The organism is uncultured Finegoldia sp. (genome assembly GCF_947252345.1).
Classification (GTDB): domain Bacteria; phylum Bacillota; class Clostridia; order Tissierellales; family Peptoniphilaceae; genus Finegoldia.
The window spans coordinates 1-14,264 of record NZ_CAMXVC010000038.1; the positions used below are offsets into that span (position 1 = coordinate 1).

At 34.1% G+C, this 14,264-nt stretch carries 11 protein-coding genes; 9 read left to right on the top strand and 2 right to left on the bottom strand.

From position 1 onward, the window contains the following. The first annotated feature begins 421 nt into the window (after nt 1-421). From Q0X02_RS07195 to Q0X02_RS07215, 5 genes are read left to right on the top strand one after another with little or no spacing between them, the layout of a single operon-like run. Nucleotides 422-2,026 carry an ABC transporter substrate-binding protein gene (locus Q0X02_RS07195; RefSeq protein ID WP_297813686.1) on the top strand — a complete coding sequence of 535 codons (1,605 nt, stop codon included), beginning with the start codon at nt 422-424 and terminating at the stop codon, nt 2,024-2,026. A 56-nt stretch (nt 2,027-2,082) separates the two neighbouring features. Beyond that, nucleotides 2,083-3,033, top strand: coding sequence for an ABC transporter permease (locus Q0X02_RS07200; RefSeq protein WP_297813689.1), 951 nt, complete (start codon nt 2,083-2,085; stop codon nt 3,031-3,033). Then, complete coding sequence (locus tag Q0X02_RS07205; protein WP_297813692.1) at nt 3,033-3,848, top strand: ABC transporter permease; 816 nt, start codon at nt 3,033-3,035, stop codon at nt 3,846-3,848. Before Q0X02_RS07200 ends, Q0X02_RS07205 begins: the two co-directional genes overlap by 1 nt. After that, nucleotides 3,845-4,804 carry an ABC transporter ATP-binding protein gene (locus tag Q0X02_RS07210; RefSeq protein WP_297813694.1) on the top strand — a complete coding sequence of 320 codons (960 nt, stop codon included), beginning with the start codon at nt 3,845-3,847 and terminating at the stop codon, nt 4,802-4,804. Before Q0X02_RS07205 ends, Q0X02_RS07210 begins: the two co-directional genes overlap by 4 nt. A 2-nt stretch (nt 4,805-4,806) precedes the next feature. Beyond that, the gene (locus Q0X02_RS07215; protein ID WP_297813697.1) at nt 4,807-5,778 is read left to right on the top strand and encodes an ABC transporter ATP-binding protein; all 972 of its coding nucleotides are present in this window, start codon (nt 4,807-4,809) and stop codon (nt 5,776-5,778) included. Between the two features lie 92 nt (nt 5,779-5,870). Here Q0X02_RS07215 and Q0X02_RS07220 read toward each other — a convergent pair whose 3' ends face one another. Beyond that, nucleotides 5,871-6,380 (bottom strand): hypothetical protein, encoded by a 510-nt coding sequence (locus Q0X02_RS07220; protein WP_297813700.1) that lies wholly within the window; start codon nt 6,378-6,380, stop codon nt 5,871-5,873. Between the two features lie 84 nt (nt 6,381-6,464). Beyond that, complete coding sequence (locus Q0X02_RS07225) at nt 6,465-7,598, bottom strand: FAD:protein FMN transferase (protein ID WP_297813703.1); 1,134 nt, start codon at nt 7,596-7,598, stop codon at nt 6,465-6,467. Between the two features lie 130 nt (nt 7,599-7,728). Between Q0X02_RS07225 and glmU the strand changes: the two genes are divergently transcribed. The 4 genes from glmU to Q0X02_RS07245 are packed head-to-tail and all read left to right on the top strand — an operon-like array spanning nt 7,729 to nt 14,153. Then, nucleotides 7,729-9,093, top strand: coding sequence for a bifunctional UDP-N-acetylglucosamine diphosphorylase/glucosamine-1-phosphate N-acetyltransferase GlmU (gene glmU / locus Q0X02_RS07230; RefSeq protein ID WP_297813706.1), 1,365 nt, complete (start codon nt 7,729-7,731; stop codon nt 9,091-9,093). 10 nt (nt 9,094-9,103) lie between these two features. Then, entirely contained in the window at nt 9,104-9,673 is a 570-nt protein-coding gene (gene pth, locus Q0X02_RS07235) for an aminoacyl-tRNA hydrolase (protein ID WP_297813710.1), read from the top strand. Beyond that, nucleotides 9,670-13,188, top strand: a complete 3,519-nt coding sequence (mfd, locus tag Q0X02_RS07240; RefSeq protein WP_297813713.1) for a transcription-repair coupling factor — start codon at nt 9,670-9,672, stop codon at nt 13,186-13,188. The genes pth and mfd overlap by 4 nt, the downstream gene beginning before the upstream one ends. Then, nucleotides 13,188-14,153, top strand: coding sequence for a peptidylprolyl isomerase (locus tag Q0X02_RS07245; protein WP_297813716.1), 966 nt, complete (start codon nt 13,188-13,190; stop codon nt 14,151-14,153). The genes mfd and Q0X02_RS07245 overlap by 1 nt, the downstream gene beginning before the upstream one ends. The last annotated feature ends 111 nt before the right edge of the window (nt 14,154-14,264 follow it).

Here is a 14,264-nt window from a genome sequence, read left to right on the forward strand (position 1 = left end):
ATTACATTCCGCATAAAATATTATTAAATTATTCCGTGTTTACGGGTTCAGGTCACATAGTGAGTTATCTTTTTTAGTGGTAATTTATATAAAAAGTATTGGATTTTTCGATTTTTCTGTGTCGATTTTTGAAATTAAAAGTTGGTATCTTCGCAAAAATCCTATATATACCTCCATAATTTTACAAGAGGCAAAGTATTTCATAAACTTCAGAAAACATTTTTAGATTTTATCCAAGATATTATGGCTGTTTTTATAAAGTAAATCACATTTTCTATTTTTTACTTTTTTAAATTCAAAAATTATTTATGGCAAAATAATAATAATTATACAGTACATAGAAATTTATAAATTCAAGTATTGCAAAAATTTAGGTATCTGTGTTAAAATGTTACTGAAAATTTTCCAAGGGGGTAAAAAAATGAAAATAAGAAAGATATTTGCTTTTATAATTGCGTTAACTTTAATTTTAACTGCATGCACAAAACCGGCAAATAAAAAATCAAACGATGCTAAAAATGCGTCGACTGTTGAAGGAACTGAAAAAGGTTCTGGCAAGAAAGGAGGAATGATGGTTTTAGGAATTGGTTCAGACCCAACTTCTGTTAATCCTCTATTTGCGAACGACAGAGTTTCGTTAACTATATCGAATGTGCTATATGATAGCCTATACCATATTAAATCCGGTAAGATTGTTTATGATGGTTTGGCAGAATCGATGACTGCATCTGATGACCACTTAACTTATACACTTAAGTTAAAAAATAATATTAAATGGCATGACGGCAAAGCGATAACAGCTGACGATGTCATCTTTACTTATGGCATTATTTTAGATGACAAACAAAATGCTAAAGGACAAAATGTTCTTAAGTCAGATTCTGGTGTTGTTAAATACAAAAAAATTGACGACAAGACAATTGAATACAAATTACCTAAAGTTGATATGACATTTGTCGATGGAATAGCAGGAATTGTTCCTATACCAAAACATATATTTGAAGGCGAAGCTGAAATTGCCAAGAGTAAAAAGAACGATAATCCAATAGGCAGTGGTCCATTCAAGTTCAAGGAACATAAAACTGGTGAATTATACCAAGTTGAAAGATTTGACGGCTATTATGGAGATGTTGCAAAACTTGACGGCATAGCTTATAAAGTTATACCTGACGCCAACGCATCAATGGTTGCACTAGAAAACGGAGAAATTTCAGTATCGTATATCAAACCTAAAGATGTAGCTAAGTTTAAAAATAATGATAAATTTGAAATAGTTACTTTCCCTGAAGGAATGGTTGATAATCTATTCTTTAGAGTTGATTCTAAAAATCTAAAAGACACAAAAGTTCGTCAAGCTATATCATATGCAATTGACAAAACAAAACTTATTCAAGGAACTTATTTGAGCGAAGACTATGCAAATCCTGCATATTCAGCTTTCGCAACAAACACTGGATTCTTTAGTGATGATGTCGAAAAATATGAATACAATATTGAAAAGGCAAAAAAATTATTGAAAGAAGCTAACAAGGAAAAATTAGAACTTAAGTTAATGTACACTTCAGGTAGCCCTGCTCAAGAAAAAGAAGGTCTATTGATTCAAGAAATGCTAAAAGCGGTTGGAATCAACGTAGAACTTCTTCCAATGGAAAGAGCAACATTCATCGAAAAACTATTGAATCATTCAAATCACGATTTTGATATGGCTATTAACGGATATGTTATGGGTGACAATCCTGACTCATACTCATCGTTGTTCACGATTAATTCTTCTGAAAACTTCAGTAACTACAAAAATCCAAAGATTCAAGAATTATTTGAAAAAGCCAAGGCAGAAACAAATGAAGCTAAACGTGGAGAATTATACAAAGAAATCCAACAAATTCTCGCAAAAGACGCAGTAGAATATCCTGTTGCAAATGTTAAATCGATACTTGCAGTTCGTAAAGAGTTTAAAAACTTGAAAGAAGCCAACCCTGCACCGATTCATATGTTTGACTACTTTAACAAAATCGAATCAAATTAATTATAAACACAATGAACAGTCCCATTACGGGATTGTTCATTTATTTAGGAGATAATATGACAAGACTTATACTAAGAAGACTATTACAAACCATACCTATGATAATAACTATTTCCATAGTTTCTTTTTTGCTTGTACGAATAGCTCCATCTGACCCAGTTAGATCTATGATAACACCTGAGTCCAAAGTTGAAGATATAGAAAGAATTAGAGAAAATATGGGACTAAACGATAGTTACTTTGTCCAATACAGTAGATGGGCTGGAGATATTTTAAAAGGTGACTTCGGATACTCATTTTCAAATCACAGACCTGTCCTTGAGCAAGTTACTGAAAGACTACCAGCAACTCTTGGACTTATGGGTAGTGCATTTTTAATTTCAATAATGATGGGGACAATCATAGGCATTATATCAGGGATGAAACAGGGAGGTTTAGTGGATAAATTTTTTACATTATTTTCCTACATAGGTATATCCATACCTTCGTTCTGGTTTGCAATGATGCTTGTTCATCTTTTTTCGCTAAAGCTTGGGATTCTACCTTCAATTGGAATGAGGACACTCGGAGTCGACACGACAGCAGACCTTATAAAGCACTCGATATTACCTGTTATTACTCTAAGCATTGGTGATACAGCTGTGATAAGTAGATATGTAAGAGCGAGAGTGACCGACCAATTAAAAGAAGATTATGTTATGACAGAACTTGCCCAAGGCAGTTCGAAAGGAGAACTTTTTTTCAAGAGTATTTTAAAAAATTCTCTACTTCCTCTTATAACACTAGTTGGAATGAGTCTACCGAGATTTGTTTCGGGAGCGTTTATAACTGAAAGTATCTTCGGATGGCCTGGCCTTGGACAACTCGGAATGAATGCAATCTTCACAGCAGACTATCCATTAATTATGGCAACCACAATGTTTGCATCTGTACTTTTAATACTTGGAAACTTAATTTCAGATATTCTCTACCAAATTGTAGACCCGAGAATAAAGGAGATGAATTAATGAAAAATCTTTTAAAAAACTTTAGACAGAGTCCATTGAGAGTCAAGTTTTCAGTAATAGTTCTATTAATTTTTATTTTAGCTGCTATACTTGCAAATCTGTATCCTAAAAATGGAATAGATACCAATATAAGCAATGCACTAGTCCCTCCAAATAGCGAAAATTTATTTGGAACTGATGATTTAGGTAGGGATTACTTTGCAAGAGCGTTACACGGTGCAAGAGCATCGTTGACTGTCGGAGTACTATCTGTGGTGATTTCCACCGTGATAGGCTCATTGGTAGGGATAACTTCCGGATACTTTGGCGGGAAAGTCGATATGATAATGATGAGAATCGTTGACATTCTGATGAGCATACCTTCATTCTTTCTAATATTGATATTGAACGCAGCATTAAAACCGGGCATACAAAACATCATCATCATAATCGGTTTATTCAGTTGGATGGGAGTTGCAAGACTTGTTCGTGCAGAGACACTAACTGTTAAAGAAAGAGATTATGTAACTTATTCAAAGTTAATAGGAGTTAGCCACAAAAAGATTATGACGGTGCACATTCTAAGAAATGTAGTCCCAACACTTACCGTAGCGGCAACGATTAACGTGGCATCGGCTATTCTTACAGAATCAACGTTATCTTTCCTAGGACTTGGAGTAAGACAGCCAAACTCATCTTGGGGTTCAATGCTTAAAGATGCTCAACAATATTTAGGAACATCTCCGTATTTGGCAATTTTTCCAGGATTGCTAATACTTTTAACAGTGCTATGTTTTAATGTAATTGGAGATTATTATAGACAGGAGATACAATGAAATTAGTTGAAATAAAGAACTTAAATGTAAAATTTCTAGGAAAAGAAAATACTACTTACGCAGTCAATAATGTAAGTTTTGATATATACAAAAACGAAGCTCTAGGAATTGTAGGGGAATCTGGTTCTGGAAAATCAGTGACAGCGAAGTCCATTTTAAATTTGTTGAAGGATAAATCTATTTGCAGTGGAGAAATTATTTACGACGGAATAAATATTCTAAACTCTGACGAAAAGACATTAAGACGTATTAGAGGTTCTGAAATTTCGATGGTTTTTCAAGACCCGATGACTTCGTTAAATCCTCTTTTCACAATCGAAAGGCAAATGCACAGACTTATAAAAAGACACAGTAAAAATTTGAGCTCGAAGGAAATAAAAGACATTTCAATAAAGTATTTAGACCTCGTTGGGATTCCCGATGCAAAAGATAGAATAAAATCATATCCGCATGAATTTTCCGGTGGAATGAAACAAAGAGTTATGATTGCAATGAGCCTTTGTCTTAATCCAAATCTTATCATCGCAGATGAACCTACCACAGCATTGGATGTGACAATTCAGGCGCAGGTGCTATCCCTTTTGAACAATATAAATCAAAATTCTAGTCAGTCAACTCTGCTCATAACACACGACCTTGGAGTTGTAGCCAACACGTGCGACAGAGTTATAGTGCTATATGGTGGCAAAATAATGGAAGAAGCTACAACTAAGGAGTTGTTCACAAACGGACTTCATCCTTATACAAAGGGGCTTTTGGCATCGATGCCAATTATCGGTAAAAAAGAAAGACTTGTTCCAATACCAGGAAATCCACCCGTTTTTACTGAAAATCCAAAAGGGTGTCCATTTTATGACAGATGTAGTTTAAGACAAGAAATATGTAAGAGTGAGGATTTACCTAAAAAGGAAATATCTCCGACACATAGGGTTTATTGTCACGTGGTTGAGGTGTAGTTATGGAAAAGATTTTTGAAATTAAAAATTTAAAAAAGTACTTTCCTGTAAAAAAACAAAAAGTATTTGAACAACAGAAATATTTAAAAGCTCTGGATGGAATCGACCTTGAAATATATAAAGGGGAAACATTCGGATTGGTTGGAGAATCTGGTTCGGGGAAATCAACCTTAGGAAAGTGCATTACGAGAATTCATGATATTACAGAAGGCGAAGTTTTCTTCAAGGGCAACGACATTAAAGATAAAAGCACGAAGACGATTATGCACAATGAAATTCAAGCAATTTTTCAAGACCCATACTCTTCACTAAACCCGACGCTAACAGTTTATGAAATAATTGCAGAGCCAATAAAAACCCGTCTCAAATTAAGCGATTCTGAAACAAAAAAGAAAGTTGAAAAGCTATTAGAGAAGGTTGGATTATCGAAAGAGATTATCGACAAAAAGCCTGGACAGTTTAGCGGTGGACAGAGACAGAGAATCGGAATAGCAAGGGCAATCTCGACAGAGCCTGAGTTTATATTGTGCGATGAGCCAATTTCAGCGCTGGATGTTTCGATACAGGCACAAATAGTAAATCTCCTTGAAGATTTACAAAATGAACTTGGTCTGACATATCTATTTATTGCCCATGACTTGGCAATGGTACAGCATATTTCTCACAGAATTGGAGTTTTATACCTTGGAAATCTTGTAGAAGTTGGTAATGTAGAAGATATTTATGAAAATCCAATTCATCCATATACAAAAGAGCTTTTAAATTCAGTTTTAAAACCAGAAGTCAACGACAAAAAAATATTGACATACAGCAATAAAGAAATACCAAGTCCGATAGACCTTCCAGATGGATGCCCATTCCAAGCTCGCTGTTCTTATAGGAAAGAAATCTGTTCACAAAAACGCCCTGAACTTGTAGAAGTAAGTCCAGGACATAAAGTTTCTTGCCATATTGTAAGCAGCAGTAAATTTTAGCTTATAATTAAATTCAAATTTGAAATAATTTGTCAAAACAAAAAAAGAGATAACTCTAAGTGAGTTATCTCTTAATTTATTTTATCAATTACTTAGAAAGCTTTGAATCTTTCGACTTTTTCCTTGTCGATTCCGTGTTTTTCGTTATAAGTCATTTTTGTTGTACTAATCATAAATGGTACGCCGTCAATTTTACGAGCTTCCAAAAAGTTTACTACTTTTGAGTAATCGCCGGATTCTTTGCCGCCTTTTTTCATTATTTTCATAATAGAATATGGGTGTTCTGGCTCTTTTATAGTTATTAGCGAAGAATTTGGTTTGTTGAATGCTTTTTGAATTATATCCTCAAATTCTTCTGTGTCAATTCCAGGAATTAAATAGTATTCTGTATCTTCGTCAATGCTTTCTAATCCTTTAACTTGTACTGATTTGAATTGTTTTTTTGCAATTCCCATCATAATAGCCAATAATTGTCTAATTCCTGTTGACCTATGACCTGAAATAATTATATTTTCACGGTTTTCAATTGCTTTTTCGATAAATTCAGCTTGTTGTTCATCTAAAAAGTCTGAATCCACAAATCTTTTTATCATTGGATGCATAAAAATTCCTCCTTATGTTTGATTTCTTAGCAATATTATTTTACCACATATTCAATAAAATATCATACTATTTTATTAATTCTATTAATTTAGTTCGATACTATTTTTCAAACCATCAGTGTATTTTATCTCGTTGTTTTCAAAAACCCAGAATGCGTTCACATCATCTAGTGAGTCCACCAATTTTCTTCCTTCTTCGTAATCCATTACAAATAGAGTTGTAGACAAAAAGTCCGCCAATCCAGAATCTTTTGTAATTATCGTCACTGATTTGAAGTGAGTCGCTGGGAACAATGTAACTGGGTCTATGATGTGATGATATTTTTTGTTGTTGTAAGTGTAGAATCTCTGATAATCTCCACTTGTTACCATAGAAGTTGTTCCAGGTATTTTTAAAATGGCAACGTATTGCTTGTCAGCCTCCTCGTTAAGGTTTGGATTTTGAATGGCGACATTCCAAGTTTCTTTGCCTTCTATCACAGGCTTTCCAATCGTACGCACATTTCCACCTGCAGAAATAATCCCCGATTTTAGACCACGTTTTTCCAACTCCTGAGCAACTTTTTCAGTGGCAAATCCCTTTGCTGTTGCTCCCAAATCAAGCCTCGTTCCTTTATCTTTTAAGAAAACGGTGCTATTCTTTTCGTCAAGAACAATGTTGTCAATACTTGTGTGGAGATTTTTTTCCTTTAATTCTTTTATTGTAGGAATTTTTATTATTTTTTTCTCCAACGCATTGTCGCGGTAGCTTTTCCACAAGTCAGTCACAGAACCGAATGCAATATTTGTTTTTTTGTGGAATTTTGTGTAATCTTCCTTGGATTTTTTGATTAATTCAAACAAATCCTTGTCCACCTTCACTGCTTTGACACCGGCATTGTCATTTATTGTCTTTGCGTTGTCGATTCCTTCGAAATTATCGTAGGTGCTGTATAGTTTGTGAAGTCTGTCAAATTCATCGTTGATAAATTTTGAATACTGATTAAATTCTTTTTCTGTTTTTGTGTACAAACTATATCTGATTACCGTGTCGAATTTGTCGTAGAGGGTAGCGTCGTGCTTTTCGTAACTTTTTGCAAACAAACCTTCATCGTCTTTGCTTTCTTCAACTTTTTGCTGTGGTTGTTTGTTTTCGGCTGTATTATTTTTGTTTGCGTTATTTTGTGAACAGCCAGTCAATATTGATAACGTCAAAATCATTAATATAAATTTTTTCATATAATCACCATTTATTATTATATCAAATTTAAAATGATTTTTGACATTGTTGACATATTTTAACTTCAAAAGCTTTTAAAATTCAGGATATATAGTATAATAATAGTGACAATTTTTTAGGAGATGAAAAATGAAAAAAGCTATAATACTTTCTGCGGGAGAAGGCACTAGAATGAAATCTCACAATTCAAAAGTGTTGCACAGATTGTTGAACAAACCAATGATCGAATATGTGTTGGATGCTTGTGATTTTGTAGATGAAAAAATAGTAGTCGGCGGAAATAATTACGATATTTTAAAAGAAAACCTTGATGAAAAAATTCGTTTGGTTAAACAAAATATAGGTGAAAAATACCCCTACGGAACGGGATATGCCGTTAAATTGTGTTTGGATGAAATAAATGACGGCGATAAAGTTATTATTTTAACAGGAGATACTCCGCTGATAAAGCAGGAAACATTAAAAAAATTCTTCGACTTTCACGAACAAGAAAAATCCGTAGCGACTGTTCTCACAAGTGAAATCGACGACCCATTTGGATATGGAAGAATTGTAAAGGACGAGAGCGGAAATCTTCTCAAAATAGTTGAGCAAAAAGATTGTAACGCTGAGGAGCTTTTGATTAAGGAATTTAACAGCGGTATGATGATTGTCAATGGCGATATGCTGAAAATGTCAATCGGAAAAATTGGCACGGACAACTCAAAAGGCGAGATGTATTTGACGGATATTTTCGAGATAATAAGAAACGCAGGAAAAACTGTGAAGACTTTTAAACACAATGATGTAAACGAAACTTACGGAATCAACACAAAAGCTCAGTTGTATTTCTGCGAAGAAATCCTAAAACAAAGAGTAAATCAAAAATACATGGAAGATGGTGTTGTGATTTCAAATTCTGATAGTGTAATCATCGAGCCATCTGTGAAGATAGGAAGAGATACTGTGATTATTGGACCTTGTAGAATTTATGGGAACACAGAAATCGGATGTGATTGTTTGATTAAAGGCGATTGCGAAATCGTGGATTCCAAAATTTCGGACAATGTGATTATAAAATCTTCTTATATCGAAAATTCTGTTGTTGGTGAGAACACAGACATTGGGCCATTTGCTCATTTGAGACCAAACAGTGTGTTAAAAGAAAATGTGCACATTGGAAACTTTGTTGAAGTAAAAAATTCAACAGTTGGCAATAAAACAAAAGCAGGTCACTTGGCCTATGTCGGTGACAGTGATTTGGGAGAGAATATAAATATCGGCTGTGGCGTGATATTTGTCAACTACGACGGCAAGAACAAACACAGATCTGTCGTTGAAAATAATGTCTTTGTAGGTTCAAATTCGAACATAATCGCACCTGTTACTTTGAAAAAAGACAGCTTCATCGCTTGTGGAACGACTATTACTGATGATGTCGACGAGGGATGCTTGTCTATCGGAAGAAGTCGCCAAGAAAACAAGAAAGACTGGGTTTATAAAAAGAAAAGATAGGAATGATTGTATGTATTTAATCGCAGGACTTGGAAATCCAGGAAGCAAGTACGAATACACTAGACACAATGCTGGATTTTTGGTTATAGATGATTTAGCGAAAAAATTGAATATAAAAGTAAACAAATTAAAATTCAAATCTTTGATTGGCGAGGGATTTATCGGAAGTGAAAAGGTGATTTTGATGAAGCCATCAACATATATGAACGATTCCGGAAAAGCTATACTGGATTGTTTCAATTATTACAACCTGACAGCAGACAATCTTATAGTTATCTGTGACGATATCGACATTCCTTTTGGAACTATAAGGATAAAAAAGAAGGGCTCCGCTGGAACACACAATGGCTTAAAATCCATAATATATTTGATTCAATCTCAAGATTTCTGCAGAATTAAAGTTTCTGTCGGACAAAACGAAAATTATGATTTGAAAGATTTTGTGTTGTCGCAGTTTTCGAAAAAAGAGTTTGAAGTATTAGAAAAAGAAATAGAAATGTCGAGCGAAGCTGCAATAAAAATAATTGAAAACAATGTTGACTTTGCGATGAACAACTACAACGGGAAAAGTGTACTATGAATTTTTTAACCAAAATTTATGAAGACAACAGGGAATTTAAAGGCTATCTTGATTGTTTGAACAATTCTAATTCTTCCGTTTATGTTCACGGAGTAATCAAGGAGGCATTCGCAAGTTTTGTATATGCCACAAAGAAAAACACCAAAAAGCCAATTGTCGTAATAGTGGAAGATAGCATCAGAGCGAGAAGTCTTACTGAATACTTAAATGATATCGAAGAAAATATTTGCGAGATTTTCCCAAGCAGACAATTGAATTTATACAACGCAAAATCGCTCGATGATAAAGCGGAAAATCAAAGGGTAAATGTCCTTTTTAAATTGTTGAGGGGCGACGATTTTATTATCGTGACAACCTTCGACGCCTTGACCAAGAAAATCACGAAGAAATCTCTTGCCACGAAGTACACTTTCACAATAAAAGACACTGACTTGATTAATTTGGATGAACTTCAAGAAAAATTGAAAGTTTTGAAATATGAGAGAGTCGATACCATTGAATCCAAAGGTCAATTTGCCATTAGAGGTGGAATTGTAGATATTTTTCCTGTTCATAGCAGATTTCCAGTGAGAATAGAATTGTTTGACGATGAGATTGACTCTATGAGGTTTTTCGAAGTGTCAACACAGAGGTCGATTGAAGATTGTAAATCCGTCGATATAATAAGCTGTAGTGAGCTGATAATTGAAGAGTCAAAGAAGGAATCAATAATAAAGTCTATTCAGAAAAACTTGGATAGCAGGATTTCTCATCCGATTTTTGGTGAAAATATAGACAATGTAAAAGACAAATTTGAAAAATTAATCGAGTACATCAGAAATGACCTGGAATACGAGATTGATTTGGTGAGTTGTTTTTTGAACAAAAAAGATTATGACACTGCGTTCGATTATTTTAATGATGACAGCGTCTTTCTTATAGAAGATTTATCGAGATGTTACGATATTTACAAGGAAAAAGAAAAGAGATTCTTGGAAGATTTCGTCTATTTGGTTGAAAAAGGCGAAGTTTTATCTAAGCATGAGCAATCGCTAATCTCTATTTCGGATATTTTGAAATTGATGAAGACAAAAACCTCTGCAAATATCACAAGTCTCGTCAAGAGAACTCGACTCATAGAATCTGATTCAGTGTATCAGTTTAAATCTTTGGAAGCTCCTAATTTTAATAAGAACATCAACAGCTTGATTGAAACTATTAAATCGAACAGCTTGCGAGGATTTAAGCAAATTGTTTTTGCGGCAAATTCTGAAAGAAAAAATATGCTCAAAGATTTGTTCCTCACTAACGGAGTGCCTACAATCGAATCTGAAAATTACAACGCGAACATAAAGTCGTCTCAGGTTTTGATTACAAGCAAAAATCTAGCGAATGGTTTTGAAATACGGGATACAAAATACTTGGTGATTACTTACAAGGAGATTTTTGGACGAGAAAAGCAAATTCGCAAGAGAAAAAAGAAAAAAAGTACCGGACAAGATATTGTCAACTACTCTGATTTGAACATTGACGATTATGTCGTTCACGAAAATCACGGTATTGGTCAGTACAAGGGAATCGAAAAAATAGATGTAAATGGAATACAAAAAGATTACATCGTCATTCAGTACAAGGCTAATGACAGATTGATGATTCCAACTGACCAGATGAATTTGGTGCAAAAATACATCGGTGGAGGAAACATCAAGAAACCTTCGTTGAATAAATTGAGCGGAAATGATTGGGCAAAGGCAAAACAAAAAGCAAAGAAATCTGTCGATGAGATGGCAGATGATTTGGTTCAATTGTACTCAAAACGAGCGAAATTAAAAGGCTATCGATTTTCAAAAGACACTCAATGGCAAAAAGAATTTGAAGATTCATTCCCTTACGAGGAAACGGATTCGCAGATTAGATCTATCGAAGAAATTAAAAATGATATGGAATCAGATAGGCCGATGGACAGACTTTTGTGCGGAGACGTGGGGTATGGAAAAACAGAGGTTGCAATCAGAGCTTGTTTTAAAGCGATAATGGACGGAAAACAAGTTGCTTTTCTGGTTCCAACGACGATTCTCGCACAACAACACTTTAATACTATAAAAGAAAGATTCAGAGACTATCCAATCAGGGTGGAAATGTTGAGCAGATTTGTAACACCTACAAGACAAAAACAAATTATGAAGGACGTTCAAAGAGGACTTGTAGATTTGTTGGTGGGAACTCATAGGATTTTGTCGAAAGATTTAAAATTCAAAGATTTAGGGTTATTGGTTATCGACGAAGAACAGCGATTTGGAGTTAGACACAAAGAAAAACTAAAATCCTTGAGAGAAAACGTAGATGTTCTTACATTGTCTGCAACGCCAATTCCTAGAACTTTGCAAATGGGATTGACGGGAATCAGAGATATGAGTTTGTTGGAAGAACCACCAGAAGACAGAACGCCGATTTCGACGTATGTTACAGAGTACAATCCGAGTATGATTCGCGATGCGATAATTAGAGAACAAGATCGTGGTGGACAAATCTATTTTGTCTACAACAAAATAGAAGACATAGAACAGATGGAGTTCAAAATTCACGAGCTAGTTCCGGAATTGAACATAGCGATAGCTCATGGAAGAATGAACGAAAAAGAACTCGAAAATGTCATGCTGGACTTTCAAGATGGAGTGTATGATTTATTGTTATGCACGACAATTATTGAAACTGGGCTCGATATACAAAATGTAAACACAATGATTATTTATAATGCAGATAAGATGGGTTTGTCGCAATTGTATCAATTAAAAGGAAGGATTGGAAGGTCCGACAGAACTTCGTTTGCATACTTCACTTACGAAGGGCAGAAAAGTTTGACCGAAATTTCTGAAAAAAGATTGATGGCGATTAAAGATTTTACGGAATTTGGCTCGGGATTTAAAATAGCGATGAGAGATTTGGAACTTCGTGGTGCAGGAAATCTACTGGGAGAAAGTCAACATGGTCATATCGCAAAGATTGGATATGATTTGTACGTAAAACTTTTGGAACAAGCTGTTCGTCAGGCAAAAGGAGAGAATATTTCAGAAGACAAAAACACTGTCACAATCGAGATAAAAGTCAACGGATACATTCCTGAAGATTATATTTCTGAAAATGAAACCAAGATTGATATCTACAAAAAGATTGCATCTATACAAGATGAAGAAGATTATTCTGAAATAATCGACGAATTAATCGACAGATTTGGAGATGTGCCTAAGCCAATCGTCAACATTATGGATGTGTCGATAATAAAATCTTTCTGCGCGAAGTTATCCATCGAAAGTATCAAGGAGATAAAGGGAGAGCTTTTCTTGCAATTTTCCTCTTCCAAAGATATTTCACTAGAAAAATTGAAATATCTAACAGAAAATTACAAAAAACAAATGAGATTTGATTTGTCCGAAAAGCCGAATGTGATTTTGGGATTTGAAGACAAAAATTTACGAAATGCTATAGAAGTATTGACACTACTTTTAAAGTATAACGAGGGAAAATTGGAGGAATAATGAAGAGATTATTAGCAGTTTTATTGATGGTTGTTATGGTTGTTATGACAGGTTGCAAAAACAAACCTGATGGTGCAGTTGCGAAGGTGGGCAACGAGTACATTTACCAAAAAGATGTTGACAAAATTATGAAAGACTATGAACAATATTACGGACAAAAAATATTTGACCCAAATACTGAGCAAGGAAAACAAGCTTTGTTGCAAATAAAACCTAAAATAATAGATATGCTCGTAAATGAAAAAATTGCGAACAAATTGATGAAAGACAAAAATATCGAAGCTACTGACAATGAAGTCAATAATGAACTTGGCAAATTAAAAAAACAATTAGGTGGGGAAGACAAGTTCAAGCAACAACTCAAAAAAGAAAATATGACTGAACAAGCTTTGAAGGAACAAATCGAAAAGCAATTGAAGAACAAAAAACTTTCTCAACAATTTGAAAAAGAATTCAAACCTACTGACAAGGAAATAAATGATGAGTTCAACAAAAACTTGGATTACTACACTCAATACAACGCAGACCACATCCTTTTTTCAGGAAAAGATGCTAAGGGCAAAAGCTTGGATGCTTCCAAGCTTAAAGCAAAATCAGAATTAGCTAAAAAAACTTACGAAGAAGTAAAAGACGGCAAGAAATTCAATGAAGTTGCAAAAGCGAAATCAGAAGACCCAACAGCAAAGCAAAACGCTGGTAAATTAGGTGATTTCTTGGCATCTACAATGGTTAGAGAATTTTCCAATGCGTTAAAAAATATGAAGCCGGGTGAAGTTTCAAAACCAGTTAAGACAGAATTTGGATATCATATCATAAAACTTAACAGCAAAATTACAGATTTGAATAAGATGACACAAGCCAACAAAGAAAATATAAAACAAGCAATTTCCAACAAACTTATTCAAGAAAAAGTTCAAAAAGAATTTGAAAAACAAAAAAAAGAATTGGGTGTAAAAATTTATTAATTTTTAACAAAAAAGGCTATTTTTTCAGTCAAAACACTTGAAATAAAAAAAATATTAATGTATACTGTATTTAAAATAGGTATAAAAACTATTTTGAAAATTTAAGGAGGA

Bases quoted from the DNA above. Each gene is read 5' to 3' on its own strand.
- Q0X02_RS07195 (WP_297813686.1), top strand. From the start codon at position 422: ATGAAAATAAGAAAGATATTTGCTTTTATAATTGCGTTAACTTTAATT.
- Q0X02_RS07200 (WP_297813689.1), top strand. From the start codon at position 2,083: ATGACAAGACTTATACTAAGAAGACTATTACAAACCATACCTATGATA.
- Q0X02_RS07205 (WP_297813692.1), top strand. From the start codon at position 3,033: ATGAAAAATCTTTTAAAAAACTTTAGACAGAGTCCATTGAGAGTCAAG.
- Q0X02_RS07210 (WP_297813694.1), top strand. From the start codon at position 3,845: ATGAAATTAGTTGAAATAAAGAACTTAAATGTAAAATTTCTAGGAAAA.
- Q0X02_RS07215 (WP_297813697.1), top strand. From the start codon at position 4,807: ATGGAAAAGATTTTTGAAATTAAAAATTTAAAAAAGTACTTTCCTGTA.
- Q0X02_RS07220 (WP_297813700.1), bottom strand. From the start codon at position 6,380: ATGCATCCAATGATAAAAAGATTTGTGGATTCAGACTTTTTAGATGAA.
- Q0X02_RS07225 (WP_297813703.1), bottom strand. From the start codon at position 7,598: ATGAAAAAATTTATATTAATGATTTTGACGTTATCAATATTGACTGGC.
- glmU (WP_297813706.1), top strand. From the start codon at position 7,729: ATGAAAAAAGCTATAATACTTTCTGCGGGAGAAGGCACTAGAATGAAA.
- pth (WP_297813710.1), top strand. From the start codon at position 9,104: ATGTATTTAATCGCAGGACTTGGAAATCCAGGAAGCAAGTACGAATAC.
- mfd (WP_297813713.1), top strand. From the start codon at position 9,670: ATGAATTTTTTAACCAAAATTTATGAAGACAACAGGGAATTTAAAGGC.
- Q0X02_RS07245 (WP_297813716.1), top strand. From the start codon at position 13,188: ATGAAGAGATTATTAGCAGTTTTATTGATGGTTGTTATGGTTGTTATG.